This is a genomic window from Streptantibioticus parmotrematis, assembly GCF_019890615.1.
Classification (GTDB): Bacteria; Actinomycetota; Actinomycetes; order Streptomycetales; family Streptomycetaceae; genus Streptantibioticus_D; species Streptantibioticus_D parmotrematis.
The window spans coordinates 25,699-44,585 of record NZ_JAINVZ010000034.1 but is presented as its reverse complement, the minus strand read 5'-3'; the positions used below and the strand labels follow the sequence as shown (position 1 = coordinate 44,585).

Below are 18,887 nucleotides of genomic sequence, written 5' to 3'. Positions count from 1 at the left end.
ACCATGACGTCCAGTGTGTACGGCGCCAACCCGATCCCCGAGGTGAACGTCTCACCCGAGGCGATCTCGCGCGGCCGTGTCATCGCCGTCCTCAGCCTCACCGTCTTCCTGGCGCTGGCGGCGTACTACTTCGTCGGCGTCGACGAGGGCATGACCTCGGTGTTCGGCAAGACCATGGTGATCCACGAGTGGGTGCACGACTCGCGGCACTTCCTCGGTTTCCCCTGCCACTGAACAGGGGTCACCACCGTGGAAATACGCGCCATCCTGCGCGGTGCGCTGGCGGGTGCGCTCGCCGGCGTGCTCGCCTTCGCCTTCTCCCGCATCTTCGCCGAGCCGGTGATCAACAAGGCCATCGACTACGAGTCGGGCCGTGACGCGATCCTGGCCGAGCTGAACAAGGCGGCCGGCCGTGCCGTCGCCCCGGACGGGCCGGAGATCTTCTCCCGCTCCATCCAGTCCACCGTCGGCATCGCCACCGGCCTGATCCTCTTCTCCGCCGCGATGGGCGCCCTGGTCGCCGTCGCGTACGTCGTCCTGCACGGCCGCTTCCAGGTGCGTCCGCGCAACCTGGTGTGGATGATCGCGGGCTTCGGCTTCCTCGGCGTCTTCGTGCTGCCGTACGTGAAGTACCCGGCCAACCCCCCGGCCATCGGGCACACGTTCACGATCACGACCCGCGGGCACCTGTACCTGGCGATGGTCGGCTGCTCGCTCGTCCTGCTCGGCCTGGCGGTCCACCTCGCCCGGCGGCTCTCGCGCCGCTACACGATGACGACCTCCGTCGTGCTGTCCGGCATCGCGTTCCTGGTGGTGTACGGCGTGCTGATCGGGCTGCTGCCCTCGCTCGGCGACCTGTCGGCGAACGTGGACGCCGCCCACCAGTTCGGCTATGCCCGCGCCGCGACCGAGACACCGCAGCCGATCGTCAACATCCTGTCCAGGTCCCTGGTCATCGACGGCAAGTCCATCGCGCCGGGCCAGATCGTCTATCCCGGGTTCGACGCGGACGTGCTGTGGAAGTTCCGCTGGTACTCGCTGCTCAACCAGCTGCTCATCTGGACGACGATCGCCCTGGCCTTCGGCGCCCTGCTGGAGCGCTTCCTGAACGGCGGCTCCGGCCGCACGAAGCGCGACCGGGCCGAGCGGCCGACGGTGGACGAGCCGGTCCCCGCGAGCTGATCCACCGATCCCTTCCGGGCCGTCCGACGGTCCTCGTACGTCCCCTGGCCTCCCGGCCGGCGTTCACGCTCGTTCGTGATCGTCGGCCGGGAGTCAGTCGTTCGCGGGCGGATCGCACAGGTCGGCGACGAGACCGCGCGCGTAGTCCTCGTCCGTCTCCGGGACGGAGAAGACCACGCGGAAGTAGAGCGGCGCGACGACGCGGTCCAGCACCCGCCCCAACGCGGGTGTCTCCTCGCCCCGTTGGGCGGCGGCGTCCAGGGCGGCCTGGAACCGGGAGCTGACCCGTTCCAGGCACTCGCGCAGCCCGGCCCGCCGCTCGTCCACGTCCGGCGCCACTTCGGCGCGGAAGAACGCCACGCCTCCCGGCCGGGACAGGTCGGCGAGGGTCCACACCGCCACGTGCTCCAGGTCCGCGCGCAGGTCGCCGCCGGGTTCCACGCCTTCCTCACCACCGGTGACTGGGACGGCATCAGGAGCCTGCTCACCGACGACTGCGTGTGGACGCTCCCCGGCGACAACGCGATCTCCGGCACGGCGGACGGCGCCGACGCGGTCGTGGAGCGCGCGCGGAAGATCGCGTCCTACGGCCTCGACTTCGAGCTGCTGCACATCCTGGTCAGCCGCGAGAACATGGCCCTGTCCCTGCACAACACCGCCCGCAGGGGCGACGTCCGCCTCGACGAGTACCTGTCCACGGTCTGCCGACTGCGCGACGGCAGGATCGCGAACATCGAGACCTACCTGTCGGACGTCCAGGGCATGAACGCGTTCTTCGTCTGATGCGTCCGAGGAGGGAAGCGGCGCGCCCTGCGGGCGGGGTGGGTCAGGGAGTTCAGGCGGTGATGCGGACGACCGCCTCGATCTCCACCGCGATGCCGAACGGCAGGCTCATCATGCCCACGGCGGAGCGGGCGTGCGAGCCGACCTGCGTGCCGAAGACCTCGGTGAGGAGGTCGGAGGCGCCCTCCGCGACCACGTGCTGTTCCTCGAACTCGGGCGTGCACCGCACCATGACCAGGAGCTTGACGAACTCCCGTACACGGTCCAGGTCACCGAGTTCGGCCTGGAGGGCCGTCAGCATGTTCAGCGTGACCAGGCGGGCGGCCTCCTTGCCGTCCTCCACGGTGAAGTCGTCCCCGAGGCGGCCCCGGTACTTGACCGACCCGTCCGGGTTGAGGGGGCCGTGCCCGGAGACGAAGACGAGTTCGCCGACCGTCTTCGTCGGCACGTAGTTCGCGAGCTTCGGCAGCAGGGGCGGAAGCGTCAGTCCCATGTCGGTGAGGCGGCGGGAGACCTGGCCCATCGGTGTTTCTCCTCAGTCTTCGTTCGCTGATGCGGTTGCGGTGGTGGAGGCGGGCGCGGACGCGCCAGTGGTGGCGGGGGCGGTCGGGGACGCGGCGGCCGCGTGGGCCGACAGGGCCCGCAGGCCGTGGAACGCGGCCAGGCCGACGAACGCGAAGGCGGCGACCAGGATCGCGAAGGACCGGGTGTCCGGCGGGATCTTGCTCACCAGGAGCGACGACAGGCTGCCCCCGGCCATCTGCACCGCCCCCAGCAGCCCCGAGGCCGCCCCCGCCATGGTGGGGAACGACGTCACCCCGCCGGTCACGGACATCGGGAAGAGGAAGCCGTTGCCGATGGTGACGACGGTCATCAGGACCAGCAGCGGCCACGGGGTGTGCGGATCGGTCAGTCCGACGGCGAGCAGGAGCAACGCGCCGCCGGAGAAGATCAGATGGCCCCGGGCCAGCAACCGGTCGACCGAGTACCGGGCGAGCAGGCGGCGGGAGACGAGGTTTCCCGAGATGTACGCGGCGGCGATGCTGATGTAGCAGTAGCCGTTGACCTCGGTGCTCATGCCCAGACGCTGGAAGATCACCGGGGAGGCGACCAGATAGCCGGTGTAGACGGCGTAGCCGACGCCGAGGTTGAGCCCGTAGCCCCAGAACTTCGCGCTCAGCGCCAGCCTGCGGTAGTTGCCCGCGGTCGCGCGCAGCCTGGGCGCGCGTCGTTCGTCCGGCAGGGACTCCGGCACCTTGAGGACCACGACGATGACGGTGACCGCCGCGATCACGGCCGTCAGCACGAAGGGCGAGCGCCAGGACAGGTACGTGGTGAGGTAGCCGCCGATGAGCGGGGAGATCGCCGGTGACGCGCCCACCACCGGCATGATCGTGGTGAACACCCGCGCCGCGGTCTGCTGTCCGTACAGGTCGCCCACGATGGCCCGGGCCAGGACGAGGCCCGCGCCCGCGCCGAGCGCCTGGAGCAGCCGGGCGACGGCGAAGACCGCGATGTCCGGCGACAGCGCGCAGGCCAGCGAGGCGACCGCGTAGAGCGAGAACCCGCCGATGACGAGTCGGCGCCGCCCGACCGCGTCGGACCAGGGCCCGTACAGCAGTTGGGCCACCAGCAGCCCCACGAGGTAGGGACTGAACGTCGCCTGGACCGCGGAGGTGGAGGTGGCCAGCGCGTGGGCGGTCCGGGTCAGCCCGGGGAGGTTGATGTCCGAGGACATCAGTCCGCCGACGCTCAGGGAGATGAGCACCGCGAGCAATAACGGCGGGACCTTGGCTTGCGTGGTCTGCATACCTGCCCTTCCGCCGGGCGGGTGCGGCCTGCGCCCGCCGTCACGGCGACGGTGTGGTGGCGAACGCCATCGGTGTGGCGAGCGGTCGATCAGTGATGCTAACGATCCGCGGGGCACGCAGACAGTCCCCTCTCGGACCGTTCGTCCCTCTCCAATGGGCGATCGGCCCTGCTCCGAAGAGCGCCGCTCGGGCCTGTTCCGCCCTCGGGCGCCCGGCCGTTCCGTAACGTCGCGAGCATGCGCGCCTTCATCGTCGATGCGTTCACCGACCGGCCCTTCGCCGGGAATCCCGCCGGAGTGTGCATGCTGGACGCCCCGGCCGATCCGTCCTGGATGCAGCGGGTCGCCGCCGAACTCAACCTCTCGGAAACGGCGTTCGTGCACCCGGTGGATCAACGCACTTACGGCTTGCGGTGGTTCACTCCAACGGTGGAGGTGAGTCTGTGCGGTCACGCCACCCTGGCCACCGCGCACGTGCTGTACACGGCGTGCGGCGTCTCCCCCGACGCCGCCGTGTCGTTCGACACCCTCAGCGGTGTGCTCACGGCGCGCCCAGCGGGTGACGGTCGCGTCACCTTGGACTTCCCCGTGGATCCGCCGGCCGAGGATGCCGTGCCGGAGCGGCTGGCCGAGGCGCTGGGCACCGAACCGGTGTGGACCGGCCGGGCGAGCCACGACCTGGTCGTCGAGGTGCGGGACGCGGCTACGGTCGGCGGACTGGCCCCGGACATCGCCGCGCTGGCGGAGTTCAGCGGCCGGGCGGTCATCGTCACCGCACGGGCCCGCGAGGGCGCGGACCACGACTTCGTCTCCCGGGTCTTCGCCCCCGCCGCGGGGATCCCGGAGGACCCGGTCACCGGCGCCGCCCACTGCGTTCTCGCCCCTTACTGGGCAGGGCGGTTGGGCCGTACGGAATTGACGGCACGTCAACTCTCGCCGCGCGGCGGGCAGCTGGGGGTCGCGTTGCGTGGTGAGCGGGTCGCGCTGGTGGGCCGTGCGGTGACGGTGTTCGAGGGCGAACTGAGGGCGTGACGCGCGCGGGCGCCTCGGGAACGGCTGGTTTTCGCCGTTCCCGAGGCGCCCGCGCGGTGTGGGTTCAGGGGCGGATGAGGACCTTGAGGGCCTCGCGCTCCGCCATCGCCTTGTAGCCGTCCGGGACACCGTCCAGCGCCACGGTGCGGTCGAAGACCGCGGAGGCGTCGAGCCGTCCGGACAGCACGTCGGGCAGCAGCTCCGGCACGTAGGCCCGCGCCGGGGTCACGCCGCCCGCGAGGGTGACGTTGCGCCGGTAGAAGCGCCGCACGTCGACGCCCTCGCCGTCCTGCGGCACTCCCACGTAGCCGACCGCGCCACCGGGGCGGGCCATGTCCAGGGCGTCGCGCAGCGCCGCTCCCGTCCCCACGCACTCCAGCACGGCGTGCGCGCCGTGCCCGCCGGTCAGCTCCCGGACACGCTCGACGGCGGCCTCGCCGCGCTCGGCGACCACCTCGTGGGCGCCGTAGCGGCGGGCCAGGTCGGTGCGCCGGGCATGCCGTCCCAGCATGATCACCCGGTCCGCGCCCAGGCGGACGCAGGCCAGGACCGCGCACAGGCCGACGGCGCCGTCACCGACCACGGCGACGGTGGTGCCGGGTCCGACCCGCGCGGCCTTGGCGGCGTGGTGGCCGGTGCACAGCACGTCGGACAGCGCCAGCACCGCGGGCAGCCGCGGGTCGTCCGGCTCCGGATCGAGCTTGACCAGCGTGCCGTCCGCCTGCGGCACCCGCACGGCCTCGCCCTGCCCGCCGTCCAGTTCCCCGCCCCAGAACCCGCCGTTCAGACACGACGAGTGCAGTCCCGCGCGGCAGAACTCGCACGTTCCGTCGGACCACTTGAACGGCGCCAGCACCAGGTCGCCGCGTCGCACGGAGGTGACGTCCGCGCCGGTCTCCTCGACCACGCCGATGAACTCGTGCCCGACCCGCACGCCGTCGGGCGTCGGCGCGAGTTTCTGGTAGCGCCACAGGTCGCTGCCGCAGACGGCGGCGTGGGTCACCCGCACCACCGCGTCGGTCGGCCGGGTCAGCCGGGCATCGGGCACCTCCCTCACCTGGACGTCGCCTGCTCCGAACATCACTGCTGCCCGCACGGTCGTACTCCTCCGCAATCGCTCGTCACGTCCGGCCGGTGTCGTCTCTGTCGCGTCCCGCGCCGTCACTCGTGGACGGGCCAGCCCCGGCGCCGCAGTCCGGCGGCGAGCGCGTCGGCGGACTCGCCCGCCACCAGCAGTTCCACGAGCCCGGTGTCGCCGTCCGTCGCGTGGTCGAGACGGATGTCCTCGATGTTGGCCCCCGTGCCCGACGCGTCGGTGAGCACCCGGGCCAACTCGCCCGCCCGGTCCCGCAGAACGACCCGAACCGATGAGTACGTTACGGACTCTCCCCCGTGTTTGCCGGGGATTCGCGCGTGTCCCTCGTTGCCGCGGGCGAGCAGCGCCGTGAGGTGCGCGGCGGCCGGATGGGTCCGCGCGGTGACGGCGTCGACCGACGCCAGGCCGCGCAGGGCGGTCAGCACCTCCGCGAGGTCGTCGGCCACGTCGCCCAGCACCCGTGCCACAGCCGGGGCGTTGGACGCCAGGATGTCCGTCCACAGAGCGGCGTCGCCCGCCGCGATGCGGGTGACGTCCCGCAGTCCCTGACCGGCGAGCCGGACCGAGGAGTGCGGGCCGCCGCGCAGCCGGGCCGCCATCAGGCTGGACAGCAGGTGCGGTGCGTGGCTGACGAGCGCCACGGCCTCGTCGTGGTCGTCGGGGCTCAGCACGACGGGCACGCCGCCGCACAGCCTGACCAGTTCCAGCACCCGGGCCATCGCCGCCCGGCGCGTCGCCCGGCCGGGCGTCAGCACCCAGGGTTTGCCGCCGAACAGGTCGGCCCGTCCGGCCAGCGGCCCCGAGCGTTCCCGTCCGGCCAGGGGGTGACCGCCGACGAAGGAGGCCAGGTCGCAGCCGCGGGCCTCCACGTCGGCCTGCGGCGGTCGTTTGACGCTGGCCACGTCGGTGTAGGTGCGGGCCAGTCCGCTCCTTTGGTGCTGTTCCAGTACGGCCGCCACGCTCGCGGGCGGCACCGCCAGCACCGCGAGGTCCACCGGGGAGCCCGGTAACTCGGCGGTACCGGCGCCGAGTTCCGCGGCGGTACGGGCCGCCGCGTGGTCCCGGTCGATCAGGTGCGTGGTGACGCCGCGTTCCGTCAGGGCGAGGGCCACGGAGGTGCCGATCATGCCGGTGCCGACGACGGCGGCCGTGCGCAGGGGGGTCTCGCTCATCGGTCGCCCTGGGTGAGGCGCTCGATGACGTGCCCGGCGAGACGCCGCACCCCCTCGTCGATCTCGTGCGGCGTGAGGTAGCTGGCGGAGAGCCTGATCTGCCGTTCGCCGCCGCTGCCCAGGTGGAAGTAGCGCATCGGGGTCCAGATCACCCCGTGGTCGCCGGCCGACTCCCGCAGGAACGCGTCGTCGGCGTCGAACGGCACGGTCAGCGAGAGGAAGAAGCCGCCGTCCGGCACGTTCCACCGCACCGGCCACCGGTCCTGCGGCAGGTGCCGGTCCAGCGCGGCCAGCAGGGCTTCCATGTTGCCGCGGTAGAAGTCGACGAGGTCCTTGTCGGCCTCGCGCAGCCGGCAGTCGTAGGAAACGAGCATCCCGCCGATCACGGCCTGGGCGAGGGCGGGCGTGTTGACCGTCACCATGCTCTTGATCTTCGACAGTTCGTCCGCCAGGACCGTGCGCGCGCCGCTCGCGGTCACGACCGGCTGGTCCGCGATGACGTAGCCGACGCGGGCGCCGGGGAAGCAAGTCTTGGCGAACGACCCGAAGTGGACGACCCGGTGGCGGGTGTCGAGCGACTTCAGCGTGGGCCGGTGCTCCCCGGTGCGGCTGAAGAACCCGTACGGGTTGTCCTCCAGCAGCAACAGGTCCTCTTCCGCCGCGAGTTCGAGCAGGCGGCGGCGCCGGTCGACCGGCATCGACGTGCCGGAGGGGTTGGCGAAGTCGGGGATGACGTAGACGGCGCGCGGCTGCTTGCCCCGGGCGCGTACCTCCCGGACGGCCGCGAGCAGCGCGTCGGGGTCGAGCCCCGCCTCGTCCTCGGGCACCGGCACCGTCTCGGCGTCCAGCAGCCGCGCCGCGCCGGTGATGCCCACGTACCCCGGATCGGTCACCAGCACCACGTCGTCGGGACCCGTGACGAGCGCCCGCAGCACCAGCAGCATCGCCTCCTGGCAGCCGACGGTGACGACGACGTGCGCCGGATCGACGTGGATGTCCTCGTCGTTGGCGAGCGTCCGGGCGACCAGGTCGTTGATCTGGCCGTTGGTGCGCCCGTACTGGAACAGCGCGGTGCGCACCTCCTCGGGCGTGCGTCCGAGGTCGGTCTCCAGGTAGCGGGTGTAGGCGGTGAGGTAGTCGCCGATCCGGTCCACCTCGAAGAACCCGTCGTAGGGGCGGCCCGGGCCGAACGAGATCGCCTCGGGGTGACGCGAGGTCACCTCGTTGAGGAAGTTCATCACGTCGAGCAACGGGTCCGACAGCGAGGAGTGCAGTTGCGCCGACGTGAGTTCGGCGTCCGGTCCGGGCCGCGCCATTACGGCTGCTCCTGCCACAGCACCGGGCAGAAGTCCGGGTCCGCGTAGTCGGGGTGGCCGTCGGCGGTCTTCCGTACCAGGACGTCGTTGTTGTAGACGACCTGCTCGCCGGTGGAGATCCGGAACGGCCGCCACTGGTTGGCCTGGTCCTGGAGGTGGAAGGAGATCGCGCGGCGCGGGCGGGTGCCGCGGTTCAGCCCGCTGCCGTGGTAGGTGCGGCAGTGGTGGAAGCTGATGTGCCCCTTGGGGATGACGACGGGCACCTTGCGGACGGTCTCGTTGTTGAACGCGGCGTTCTCCTCCAGCATCTCGTCCAGCTCGGAGCGGTCGCGTTCGGCGAAGTGCCGGGTGGTCGCGTCGTTGCCGCCGATCTCCTTCCAGCGGTGGCTGCCGTCGACCATGGTGATGGTCCCCAGCTCCTCGTCGCAGTGGTGGAAGGGGACGAAGGCGGTCAGCATCTCGTCGGAGGTGCAGGTCTGCCAGTAGTGCCGGTCGAAGTGCCAGGGCACGATGTTGCCCTCGTCCTCCGGGCGCGGCGGCTTGTGGATCAGCGTGCTGTTCCACAGCCGTATCTGACCGGTCTCCGCGATCCGCGCGGCGACCGCGCCGATGAGCGGCTTGGACAGGATGCGGCGGACGGTGTCGTCCTCGTAGAAGATGTAGTCGTTGTGCCGGTGCACGTCGCCTCGGGAGGGCTCCCAGTAGGCCAGGCGCGGCGGCCGCACGGGCAGGGTGCGGTCGCGGTGTCCGGCGTAGAAGCGGTCGGCCGCGGCGTCGAGCGCGTCGACCTCCCCGTCGGTCAGCAGCTTCTTCGACAGGTACCAGCCGTGTTCCTGGTAGAACGCCACTTCCTCCTCGGAGGGCAGCAGCGCGCGGTCTTCGTCACTGAGGCGGAACGCTGATTCGGTCATCGTCGTCCTTCCGGGGATTCGTCGTACGAGGCGGCGGGGGCGACCGCGGCGGCCCCTCGGTCCAGTAGGTCCGGGGTGAGGGAGTCGAGCGACGGGCAGCCGGCCAGGGCCATGGCGTCCTCCAGCTCGTCGCGCAGCAGCGTGAGCACGTCGCGCGCTCCGGCCTCGCCCGCGGCGGCCAGTCCCCACAGCACGGGGCGGCCGACGAACACGGCGCGGGCCCCGGCGGCGAGCGCCTTGAGCACGTCGGTCCCGCCGCGCACTCCGCCGTCGAGGAAGACCGGGCAGCGGCCCGCGACCGCCCGCACCACGTCCGGCAGCGCGTCCAACGTGGCGCTCGCACCGTCGAGTTGGCGGCCGCCGTGGTTGGACACGATCAGCGCGTCGACGCCGAGGTCGGCCGCGCGGGCCGCGTCCGCCGCCGAGAGCACGCCCTTGAGCACGATCGGCAGCCGGGTGCGGGAGCGCAGCCAGTCCAGGTCCGACCAGTTCAGCGAGGGGTCGATGAACGCGTCGGCGTGCCGGGAGAGGGCCGAACTGCCGTCCTCGTGTTCGTGCAGGAACCCGGTGACCTCGCCGTCCAGGTTGGGCGCGGTGATGTGCGGCGGCAGGTGGAAGCCGTGGCGGGCCTCCCGCAGCCGCCGGCCCAGCCGCGGCGTGTCCACGGTCAGCACCAGGGCGCGGAACCCGGCGTCCTCGGCGCGGCGCACCACGCGCTCCAGCACGCCCCGCCGGTGCAGCCAGTACAGCTGCAACCACACCGGGCCGGTGGCGTGTTCGGCGATCCGCTCGAAGGATCTGCTGGCGAAGATGCCGACCACGGTGGGCACCCGCAGCTCACCGGCGGCCCGGACGGTGGCCACCTCGCCCTCCTCGCAGGCGAGTTCGTGGTACGCCATGGGCGCGACGCCGAGCGGGGCGGAGGCCGGTTCGCCCAGGATCGTGGTCGAGGTGTCGCAGTGGGAGACGTCGCTCAGCACGCGCGGCCGGATCCGGACCCGGCGGAACGCGGCACGGTTGGCCTCGACGGTGCTCTCCGTACCGGCCCCGCCCTCGAAGTAGTGCCAGGTCGCCTCGGGCAGCCGGGCCCGGGCGAGGGGGGCGTACTCCTCGATCGTCAGGGGGCGGCCGACAGTGGTCGCCGTCACCGGGCGCCCGCGCCGGCGGCCACCTGGGCCCGCTCGACCGCCTCGTACAGGCCCTTGATGTTGCCGCTGCCGAAGGTCTGCGCGCCGCGCCGCTCGATGAGTTCGAGGAAGAACGTCCCCCGGGCGTGCGGGGAGCGGGTGAAGATCTGGTACAGCAGGCCCCACTGGTCGCGGTCGGCGAGCACGCACAGCTCGCGCAGCACGTCCAGGTCGCCGCCGAGCGGGCCCACCCGGCCCTCGACCGCGTCGTAGTACGTGGCCGGGGTGTGCAGGAAGTCGACGCCCTGCGTGGACAGTCGGCGCACGGCTCCGGCGATGGCCGAGGTGCCGAACGCGAGGTGCTGGACACCGGCTCCGCCGTGCGCGTCGAGGAAGGCGTCGATCTGGCCCGGCTTGCGCCGCACGTCGGGTTCCAGGAACGTGAAGGTGACGGCGCCGGAAGGGCTGCGCACCACCTTGGATTCCATGGCCTGGTCGCCGACCTCGATGAACTCCTCGAACGCCTCGCTGAATCCCAGCGCGTTCTGGTAGAAGTCCACGGTCTTCTTCAGTTCACCGGCGGGAAGGCAGACCGCGAAATGGTCGAGAGTGGCGAGGAGTTCGCCTTCTTCCGGCCGGTCGTCCGCGGTGTCGACCCAGCGCAGGTACGGGCCCGGTAATTGGTCGTCGTTCTCGTATTGCACGAAGGAGTGGACCGTGTCGCCGAACGCGCGCACGGCGGCGGTCGAGACGGTGCCGTCGGGCTGCTCGACCGTGTGCAGGCCCGTGACCTGCTCGGCGCCGTGGTCGAGCGCCGTGCGCAGCGCCCGCCCGGCGTCCCGGGTGCGCAGCGCGACGTTCGCCACTCCGTCGCCGTGGCGTGCCACGTAGCGGGCGACCGGGCCGTCCGTCGTCAGATCGGACGTCAGGAGGAGGCGGATGTCGCCCTGGGCCAGGAGGACCGACCTGCGGCCCTCGAGACCGGTTTCCGGGCCGCCTTCGGCGATCGTGCGGAATCCGAACGCGGTGCGGTAGTAGTAGGCGGCCTGCCGGGCGTCGCCCACGTGGAATTCGACATGGCTGATGGTGAAGTCGCTCACGAAACCCCCGCAGTGGTATGGGCGAGTGGCCGCCCGCCCTATTTCCGTGGGGCAGGGCTGGGCGGCCCGAAAGAGCGACACCAAATTATCCGGCGGCCGGTACGGCGAAGAACACACCTTCGGCGACCGGTACGGTCTCGACGGCGCCTGAGGAATACTCCGAACGTCGCCCTCCGCATGTGCCTTTCAGCTAACGACAGCTTCAGCCGACGGCAGCTGACGTCGGCTAACGGAAGATGCCGTGCTGATAGGCGTACAGCCCGGCCCGCAGCCGGTCGGGCTGGCCGATCTTGCGCATGGCCTGGGTCAGGTGCTTCTTCACGGTGGCCTCGGCGAGGAACAGCTCCCTGGCGATGGCGGAGTTGCTCAGCCCGCGGGCGAGCCGGCCCAGGACCGCGCGCTCCCGGTCGGTCAGGCGGGCCTCGTCCGGAGTCGGCCCGCTGATCGCCAGCGGCTCCTCGGCCTGCTCGACGCTGGGGGCGGGCAGGAACACCGACCCGCCCATGGCGACCGTCTCCACCGCCCGGACGATCTGCTCCTCGTCCGCCGCGGGATCGAGGCAGCCGTGCACGCCTCCGGTGAGGACCTGGAAGACGTCCGTGGTGGTCTCGGCGGGGTGCAGGAGGATGGCCTTCGCCCGTGGCGCGACGGTCGCGGCCAGCAGCTGCCGGGCGGCGACCGCGTCCACCGCCAGGCCTTCCCGCGTGCCGACGAGGATCACCTGCGGCTGTTCCCGGCGCACCGCTTCGAGGGCCTGCGCCGGATCTCCGTGGCCGCTCACGACGCACAGTCCCGGCGCCGACGTCAGGATCGAACGCAGCCCGGCCCGGGTCACCGACTGCTCGGCGACCAGCACGACACGCACCACGCCCCGCCCGGTCCCGTCCCCCGCCGCCCGCGCGCCCGTCGCCCGCACGGCCTGAGCGCGTCCGCCCCCGCCGTCCCCCACCTGCTCTAACGCATCGTGTCCCGGCATGCCGACTCCCCCCATCCTCCTGAAGACCCCTCTTCGTGATAACGATGTCCACGGATGGTCATCGGTTCCCCCGCAGAGCGTTACGGCCCCAACGGACCAGCGACGTCTGATCGTTCGGCCCACGTCCGTCGCCCGAGGGCGTCCTCGCGGGCACCGTGCGCGGACGTCGAGGACCCCGGAGCCGGTCGGCTCCGGGGTCCTCGCACGGGCGGGCGGCCGGGTTCGCCCCCTCGCGTTACGGGTTGATTCCGTCGAACTGCAGCACCCGGTAGTTCGACGCGGTCCACTGCGACACGATCAGCGTCAGGGACGTGGCGCTCGCGCTGCCGGGGTGGATGTAGCCGCCGTACAGGTTCGGCACGGTCAGCGCGGTGATCCGCGGTACGGGGACGCTCCACACGGCGTCGGGCCGGGGTGCGGTGCGCGTGCAGATCGCGCCGAGGACCACGTCGAAGTAGCTCATGCAGTACGTGTCGCCGATGCGCTTGACGGAGAACTCGCCGGTGTTGTTGCCGGACAGGATGACCGACGGCGGCGCCGAAGTGGTCCACGTCCAGGCGCCGTTGACGTACGCCCAGTTCTGCTGGGCCCCGAAGTTCCCGGCGCGGAAGTCGCCGGGCTGGATGCGGAACAGCTGGATCGCCCCGCCGTCGGCGGTGTTCTTGTGGCTGCCGTTCCACCGCTTGGAGAAGATGTACAGCCATCCGTCGGGGTCGATGCCCGCGAAGGACCACATGCCGTACAGCGACTCGTCGGTCCCCTGGGTGTCGCCCGGCCAGTGGTAGGCGTAGTCGTTCCAGGTGACGCCGTAGTCGTCGGAGTAGGCGACGCCGGACATGAGCGAGCCGTCGTACCCGGCGGGCAGCGGGTCCTGGTCCGTGCCCCAGACGGCCACCGAGGTGTACTGGATGTAGGTGCGGCCGCCGAACTCGATGCAGTCGTTGGGGATCCGGCTGACCTCGTAGCCGTAGCCGTTGTTCGTGCGGTGCCGGTAGTCGAACAACTGGGCGGCGCGGCCCGAGGTGGGCATGGCCCAGGTGAAGGAGATCGGGGTCGCGCCGGAGGAGTCGAAGGACGCCTGGTTCAGCATCACCGGCGACCCGAGGTAGCCGCTGTCGACCTGCTGCTGGGTGTTCCAGGAGTCGCCGAAGACGTAGCCCCAGGAACCGTCGTGCTCCCGGAAGTACGGGATGCCCAGGTCGCCGCAGCCCAGGCCCTGGGCGCTCGCGGAGTCGCCGGCCCCCTGGACCAGCGCAGTCCCCTGCTGGAGCCTGGGCTTCACGCCGGCGGCGGAGGCCGCGGCGGCCGGTACGGCTCCGAGCGCGCCGGATCCCACGCCGACGGCTCCGGCGGTCAGGCCCATGGCGGCCTTGAGCACGGACCGGCGTCCGGCTTCCCTGCGGCCCGGCTGCGGTGTTGTCGCCACTGTCTGTTCCTCCAGTTCTGGTGCTGAACGACCAGTGTGGCGGCGGCACTTCACAATCGGAGCACACGAATCGCACAGTCGGTTCGGCGTGAACCGAGGCGGGCCGCGGCGCTGATCGGCCAGACTGAGGTGGAGCGCCCACGCGCCGCACGGCTGGTGAGTCCACGCGCCGCACGGCTGGTGAGGCGCTGAGGCGAGGCGCGGGACATCGGTGACCGGAGCAGGGGGGGCGGAAGCGATGAGCCTGAGTATCGGACTGCTCGGCGACTTGACCATCCGGCATCACGGTGTGCCGCTCCCATTGGGCAGCCGGCGCCGCACCTGCCTCCTGGCGGTCCTGCTCCTCCACCACGGCCGTACCGTGCCGCGCGCCGACCTGGCCGAGTGGGCCTGGCCCTCGGTCCCTCCGGACACCGTCGACCGGCAGATCGCCAACTACGCCTCGGGCCTGCGCAGGGCGCTGGAGCCGGTCGGCGACCGGATCCGGCTCCTGGCCCGGCGGCCCGGCTTCAGCGTGCAGGTCGACCCCGCCCTCCTGGACACCGAGCGGTTCGCCGTCCTGGTGGAGCAGGCCCGCGCCGCCCGTCGGGAGCGGGAGTCCGGGATCGCGGCGGACCGGCTGCGCGAGGCGCTCGCCCTGTGGCGTGGCCGTCCCCTCGACGGCCTGGACACCCCGTACTTACGTCAGCACGCCGAGCGGCTGGAGGGCCGACGGCGTGAAGCCGCCCTGACGCTCGCCGAGATCGAGGGGGAGCTGGACCGCCCCGCCGAGGCCGTGGCGCTCCTGCACGACCTGGCGGTGGGGCACCCCGGTGACGAGGCGGTCACCGCCGCTCTGGTCCGGGCGCTCACCGGCGCCGGGCGGACCGCGGAGGCCGCGCGGATGGCGTCGCACGCGGAGCGTTCCCTCATCCGCGAGGGCCGACTGCCCACGCCCGCCCTGCGCCGGGCCCACAGTGACGCGCTGGCCGGGCGGGCGGCGGACGGTCCGGCCCCTTCGGACCCTCCCCGCCGTCATCTTCCCGTCGACACCGGCGCGTTCACCGGACGCGCGGGCGAACTCGCCGAGCTGGCCCGGCTGGCGGGCCGGGTCCGGGCGGGAGACCGTCCCGGCGCTCCGGTGATCTGCGCGATCGACGGGATGGGCGGGGTGGGCAAGACGGCTCTGGCGGTCCACGCCGCGCACCGCCTGGCCGACCGGTTCCCCGACGGCCAGCTGTACCTGGAGCTGCGCACCCACAGCGCGGACGCCTCCCCGCGCACCGCCTTCGACGCCCTGGGCACCGCGCTGGCCACGCTCGGCCTGCCCCCGCGCAGCGTCCCGAACGATCTCGACGCGCGCGCGGCCAGGTACCGGGCCCTGCTCTCCGGCACCCGCACCCTGATCGTGCTGGACGACGTCGCCGACGAGGCCCAGGCGCGGGCCCTGCTGCCGGGGCACGCCGGATGCCTGGTGCTGGTCACCAGCCGCAGGCGGCTCAAGGCGCTGGACGACGCCGAGGCGCTGAGCCTGGGAACCCTGCCGGTCGCCGACGCGACCGAGCTGTTCCGCACGACGGCCGGCGTGAAGCGGCTGGCCGCCGGTGACGAGCGGCTGCGGCAGGCGGTCGAGCTGTGCGGACGGCTTCCCCTGGCGCTGCGGGTCGCCGCCGCCCTGCTGCGGCATCGCCGCACCTGGCAGCTGGACGACCTGCTGGCCGAACTGCGCGATGACCAGGCGGAGTTGGAGGCTTTCGACGACGGCGAGCGCAATCTGGCCGCGACCTTCGACATGTCGTACCACCACCTGTCCGCCGAGCAGCGGACGCTCTTCCGCCGCCTCGGACACGTGCCGGGCCCGGACCTGGACGCCTACGCGGCCGCCGCGCTGCTGGACGTCGGTCTCAGGGCCGCCCGGCGCCTGCTGTACGAGCTGGTGGACCACAATCTGCTGTCCGAGTCGGCCCCGGGCCGGTTCCGGCTGCACGATCTGCTGCGGGAGTACGCCCGTAGCCGTGCCGCGCACGAGGAGGCCGGGCCCGGCCGACGGGCGGCGCTGGAGCGGCTCTTCGCCTACTACCGGCACACCGCGGGATCGGCCGACCGCCATCTGCGCACCCTGCCGGCCGATCACCCGGCCCCCGCCCCGGCCCCGCGCCACCACCCTTCGCTCAACGACCGCGAGGCGGCGGAGCGCTGGATGGCCGCCGAGATCGACAACCTGCTCGCGGCGAGCCGGCAGGCCGCCGCGCACGCCGGTCCCGACGGCGCGGTCGCCCCGCCCGCGGCGCTCGCCTCGTACCTGTACCACCGGGGTCCCTGGCCGCGGGCCCTGGAACTGCACGCCGCCGCCGCGGACCTGGCTGGTACCGGTCACGACCCCCGCGGCCGGGCCGCGGCGCTGGTCGAGGTGGGCCGCCTGCGGCAGCTGACCGGGGAGTACTCCGGCGCGATCGATTCGCTGACCCGGGCCCTCGACCTGTACCGGGACCTGGACCGGCCGCTCGGGCAGGCCAACGCCCTCACCGAACTGGGCCGGGTCCGCATGCACACCGCGGACTACCCCGGCGCCACGCGGGCCTGTACTCGGGCCCTGCGGCTGTACGGCCTGCTGGACAACGCGCTCGGCCAGGCGAACGCCCTGATGGTGCTGGGCCGGGTGCGGCAGCTCACCGGCGACTACTCCGACGCCGCCGCCGACCTCACCCGCGGCCTGCGCCTGCACCGGCAGGTCGGCAACGAGGCCGGGCAGGCCCTGGCACTGCGGGAGTTGGGCGCGGTGCGCTTCCTCACCGGCGACTACCAGGAGGCCGCGGAGGACTTCGACCGGGCGCTGCTGCTCTGCGGCAGGCTGGACAACCCGCTGGGGCAGGCCAACGCCCTGACCGCGCTGGCCATCGTCAGGCGGCGCACCGGCGACTACCCGGGCGCGGAGGAAGCGGGCGGGCGGGCCCTGCGGCTCTACCGCAGGCTCGACAACCCGCTCGGGCAGGCCAGTACGCTCACCGAGCGGGGCACCGTCCGCTACCTCACCCGGGACCACGCCGGAGCCACCGAGGACCTCACCCGGGCCCTGCTGCTGTACCGGCGGCTCGACCAGCCGAGCGGCCAGGCCATCGCCTCGACCCATCTGGGCACCGTCAAGAGCCTGGTGGGCGACCACACGGGCGCGCTGGCCGACCTGGACGAGGCGCTGCGCGGCTTCCGCGAGTCAGGCGAACGCGGCAACGAGGCGTGGACTCTGACCCACTACGCGGCCGCCCTGCGGGCCGCGGGCCGCACCGGGGAAGCCCTCGGTGCGTACCGGCAGGCCGTCGGGATGAACCGCGAACTGGACAAGCGCGACGACGAGGCCGCGGCCCTGGAGGGCGTCGGGGGGATCCTGCTCGACACCGGCCACACCGCCGAGGGCACGTCCCATCTGCACCAGGCCCTCGACATCTTCCGGCTCCTGGGCATGGCCCCCGACGTCCGGAGAGTCGAGGACCGGCTCAAGTAGCCCCGGACGTCGGACTGTTGCCCTGGCGCCACGTCAGGCGGGCGGAGGCGGGTCCGGCGGTGTGTGCTGTGTCACGTACACAAAGGCCGCCCAAGTTGTCTACATCACAGCGCAAATGTCCTTTTGATGGCCATCCTTGAAACGGACAACACGCCGCGAAGCGGATCACACCGGCGAGCTCCCGGACAGGACACCCCGAAGTGATCCACGACACAGCGCTCGTGGCATTCCCGCGCTTTCCCCAGAAAGGTGCCTCGCGATGGCCGCATACCTCTGCCCTCCCGCCGTGATCAACGGCGAGCACGCCGTGGAGACCAGCCAGGTCGTGGCCCAGGTGCGCGACCAGCACCCGGACGCGGCGTGGGCGCCGCGGATCGACCGCATCGCGGCGAGCACCGGCATCGAGCGCCGCGGGTGGATGCTGCCGCTGGAGGCCGCCGTCGCGCCCGGCGCGGGCGGCGCCCTGCGCGGCGTCGGCACCGAAGCGGCCCGGGAGGCGCTGGCGCGCGACGGGTTCGGTCAACAGGACGTGGACCGTGCGATCGCCGCCCTCGAGGCGATACCCGCGCCGCAGACCGTGCAGGAGCGCACCGCCCCGGCCTGGGAGGCCGTGCGGTCCTACGGGGAGCGCGCGGCGCGCGGCGCCCTGCAGAGCGCCGGTCTCGACGCCTCCGACGTCGACTGCCTGATCACCAGTCACTCCACCACCCCGGCGCTGCCGGGCCTCGACGTCGCCCTGGCCAACGAACTCCCGCTCCGCGACGACGTGATGCTGCTGCCGGCCACGCAGTGGGCGTGCATCGCGGGGACCCGCTCGCTGGCGCTCGCGGCGGACCTGGTGGCCGCGGACCCGGACCGGGTGGTCCTCGTCGTGATCTCGGAGGCGCTGAGCACCACCTACCAGCCCGCCGACGACACCCTGGAGTCCCTGATCGTCCGGCTGCTGTTCGCGGACACCGCGGTCGCCGCGGTGGTCACCGGCCGCCCGCGGCGCGAGTCGGTGCTGCGGCTGGACGCCGCCTGGCACCACACCCTGCCCGGCACGCAGGACCTGCACCGCCTGGACACCCGGGCGGACGGCGCCCACTTCGTGATGGACCGGCGCGGGCCCCGCGCCGTGCAGGAGACGGTCACCGCGATGTGGGAGTGGCTGCGGGTCCGTCACCAGGACGACCCCGGCTCCTGGCACCCCGACGTGCTGCTGGCGCACCCCGGCGGGACCCGGGTGCTGGAGTACATGGAGCAGACGATGCCCGAGGAGTGGCCGGCGGGACTGCTGGAGCACAGCCGGGCGAGCTACACCACCGGCAACCGCGGCGGCGCCGCCGTCTTCGACATCATGCGGCGGGCGTACGACGCCGGGCAGAAGCCGGGCGACCGGGCCGTCCTGTACGCGGCGGCGCCGGGCCTGACCGCCACCGCGCTGGAGGGCGAGTGGCTGTAGGCCCGACGACGCGGGGACAGGCCGTACGGTAACC

17 protein-coding genes are annotated in these 18,887 nt (G+C 72.6%); 6 read left to right on the top strand and 11 right to left on the bottom strand.

What is annotated here, in order from left to right; genetic code table 11:
• The first annotated feature begins 3 nt into the window (after nucleotides 1-3).
• Nucleotides 4-234 (top strand): CbtB domain-containing protein, encoded by a 231-nt coding sequence (locus K7472_RS30130; RefSeq protein ID WP_222982073.1) that lies wholly within the window; start codon nucleotides 4-6, stop codon nucleotides 232-234.
• A 15-nt stretch (nucleotides 235-249) separates the two neighbouring features.
• The gene (locus K7472_RS30125) at nucleotides 250-1,182 is read left to right on the top strand and encodes a CbtA family protein (protein WP_222982071.1); all 933 of its coding nucleotides are present in this window, start codon (nucleotides 250-252) and stop codon (nucleotides 1,180-1,182) included.
• A gap of 93 nt (nucleotides 1,183-1,275) precedes the next feature.
• Here the strand turns inward: K7472_RS30125 and K7472_RS30120 are convergent, their stop codons facing one another.
• Complete coding sequence (locus tag K7472_RS30120) at nucleotides 1,276-1,584, bottom strand: TetR-like C-terminal domain-containing protein (RefSeq protein ID WP_308014152.1); 309 nt, start codon at nucleotides 1,582-1,584, stop codon at nucleotides 1,276-1,278.
• On the opposite strand from K7472_RS30120, the gene K7472_RS30115 reads away from it, so the two are divergent.
• Complete coding sequence (locus tag K7472_RS30115; RefSeq protein WP_222982069.1) at nucleotides 1,585-1,965, top strand: nuclear transport factor 2 family protein; 381 nt, start codon at nucleotides 1,585-1,587, stop codon at nucleotides 1,963-1,965.
• A gap of 52 nt (nucleotides 1,966-2,017) precedes the next feature.
• Here the strand turns inward: K7472_RS30115 and K7472_RS30110 are convergent, their stop codons facing one another.
• Complete coding sequence (locus K7472_RS30110; protein ID WP_222982068.1) at nucleotides 2,018-2,488, bottom strand: RidA family protein; 471 nt, start codon at nucleotides 2,486-2,488, stop codon at nucleotides 2,018-2,020.
• A gap of 12 nt (nucleotides 2,489-2,500) precedes the next feature.
• Nucleotides 2,501-3,775: a multidrug effflux MFS transporter gene (locus K7472_RS30105; RefSeq protein ID WP_222982067.1), complete on the bottom strand. Its 1,275-nt coding sequence runs from the start codon at nucleotides 3,773-3,775 to the stop codon at nucleotides 2,501-2,503.
• Between the two features lie 237 nt (nucleotides 3,776-4,012).
• Here K7472_RS30105 and K7472_RS30100 point away from each other — a divergent pair, with 237 nt between their 5' ends.
• Nucleotides 4,013-4,807: a PhzF family phenazine biosynthesis protein gene (locus tag K7472_RS30100; protein ID WP_222982066.1), complete on the top strand. Its 795-nt coding sequence runs from the start codon at nucleotides 4,013-4,015 to the stop codon at nucleotides 4,805-4,807.
• Between the two features lie 64 nt (nucleotides 4,808-4,871).
• Here K7472_RS30100 and K7472_RS30095 read toward each other — a convergent pair whose 3' ends face one another.
• The 8 genes from K7472_RS30095 to K7472_RS30060 all read right to left on the bottom strand — a co-directional run bounded on the left by K7472_RS30095 (nucleotide 4,872) and on the right by K7472_RS30060 (nucleotide 13,931).
• On the bottom strand, nucleotides 4,872-5,903 hold the full coding sequence (locus tag K7472_RS30095; protein WP_372458129.1) for a zinc-binding dehydrogenase: 1,032 nt from the start codon (nucleotides 5,901-5,903) through the stop codon (nucleotides 4,872-4,874).
• A gap of 65 nt (nucleotides 5,904-5,968) precedes the next feature.
• Nucleotides 5,969-7,075: a prephenate dehydrogenase gene (locus K7472_RS30090; protein ID WP_252396476.1), complete on the bottom strand. Its 1,107-nt coding sequence runs from the start codon at nucleotides 7,073-7,075 to the stop codon at nucleotides 5,969-5,971.
• Complete coding sequence (locus K7472_RS30085) at nucleotides 7,072-8,391, bottom strand: aminotransferase-like domain-containing protein (protein ID WP_222982065.1); 1,320 nt, start codon at nucleotides 8,389-8,391, stop codon at nucleotides 7,072-7,074. The genes K7472_RS30090 and K7472_RS30085 overlap by 4 nt, the downstream gene beginning before the upstream one ends.
• Nucleotides 8,391-9,302 (bottom strand): phytanoyl-CoA dioxygenase family protein, encoded by a 912-nt coding sequence (locus K7472_RS30080; protein WP_222982064.1) that lies wholly within the window; start codon nucleotides 9,300-9,302, stop codon nucleotides 8,391-8,393. Before K7472_RS30080 ends, K7472_RS30085 begins: the two co-directional genes overlap by 1 nt.
• Nucleotides 9,299-10,450, bottom strand: a complete 1,152-nt coding sequence (locus K7472_RS30075; protein WP_222982062.1) for an alpha-hydroxy acid oxidase — start codon at nucleotides 10,448-10,450, stop codon at nucleotides 9,299-9,301. The genes K7472_RS30080 and K7472_RS30075 overlap by 4 nt, the downstream gene beginning before the upstream one ends.
• Nucleotides 10,447-11,529, bottom strand: a complete 1,083-nt coding sequence (hppD, locus tag K7472_RS30070) for a 4-hydroxyphenylpyruvate dioxygenase (protein ID WP_222982060.1) — start codon at nucleotides 11,527-11,529, stop codon at nucleotides 10,447-10,449. Before hppD ends, K7472_RS30075 begins: the two co-directional genes overlap by 4 nt.
• Nucleotides 11,530-11,755: 226 nt before the next feature.
• The gene (locus K7472_RS33560) at nucleotides 11,756-12,397 is read right to left on the bottom strand and encodes a response regulator transcription factor (protein WP_222982058.1); all 642 of its coding nucleotides are present in this window, start codon (nucleotides 12,395-12,397) and stop codon (nucleotides 11,756-11,758) included.
• 343 nt (nucleotides 12,398-12,740) lie between these two features.
• Nucleotides 12,741-13,931 carry a glycoside hydrolase family 183 protein gene (locus tag K7472_RS30060; protein WP_308014151.1) on the bottom strand — a complete coding sequence of 397 codons (1,191 nt, stop codon included), beginning with the start codon at nucleotides 13,929-13,931 and terminating at the stop codon, nucleotides 12,741-12,743.
• Nucleotides 13,932-14,169: 238 nt separating this feature from the next.
• Here K7472_RS30060 and K7472_RS30055 point away from each other — a divergent pair, with 238 nt between their 5' ends.
• Nucleotides 14,170-17,409: an AfsR/SARP family transcriptional regulator gene (locus K7472_RS30055; RefSeq protein ID WP_222982055.1), complete on the top strand. Its 3,240-nt coding sequence runs from the start codon at nucleotides 14,170-14,172 to the stop codon at nucleotides 17,407-17,409.
• A gap of 259 nt (nucleotides 17,410-17,668) precedes the next feature.
• Entirely contained in the window at nucleotides 17,669-18,853 is a 1,185-nt protein-coding gene (locus K7472_RS30050; RefSeq protein WP_222982053.1) for a beta-ketoacyl-[acyl-carrier-protein] synthase family protein, read from the top strand.
• Nucleotides 18,854-18,887 lie beyond the last annotated feature (34 nt).

What these genes read in the sequence shown, in the direction of transcription:
- K7472_RS30130 (WP_222982073.1), top strand. Translation starts at nt 4, where the DNA reads ATGACGTCCAGTGTGTACGGCGCCAACCCGATCCCCGAGGTGAACGTC.
- K7472_RS30110 (WP_222982068.1), bottom strand. Translation starts at nt 2,488, where the DNA reads ATGGGCCAGGTCTCCCGCCGCCTCACCGACATGGGACTGACGCTTCCG.
- K7472_RS30105 (WP_222982067.1), bottom strand. Translation starts at nt 3,775, where the DNA reads ATGCAGACCACGCAAGCCAAGGTCCCGCCGTTATTGCTCGCGGTGCTC.
- K7472_RS30100 (WP_222982066.1), top strand. Translation starts at nt 4,013, where the DNA reads ATGCGCGCCTTCATCGTCGATGCGTTCACCGACCGGCCCTTCGCCGGG.
- K7472_RS30090 (WP_252396476.1), bottom strand. Translation starts at nt 7,075, where the DNA reads ATGAGCGAGACCCCCCTGCGCACGGCCGCCGTCGTCGGCACCGGCATG.
- K7472_RS30085 (WP_222982065.1), bottom strand. Translation starts at nt 8,391, where the DNA reads ATGGCGCGGCCCGGACCGGACGCCGAACTCACGTCGGCGCAACTGCAC.
- K7472_RS30080 (WP_222982064.1), bottom strand. Translation starts at nt 9,302, where the DNA reads ATGACCGAATCAGCGTTCCGCCTCAGTGACGAAGACCGCGCGCTGCTG.
- K7472_RS30055 (WP_222982055.1), top strand. Translation starts at nt 14,170, where the DNA reads ATGAGCCTGAGTATCGGACTGCTCGGCGACTTGACCATCCGGCATCAC.
- K7472_RS30050 (WP_222982053.1), top strand. Translation starts at nt 17,669, where the DNA reads ATGGCCGCATACCTCTGCCCTCCCGCCGTGATCAACGGCGAGCACGCC.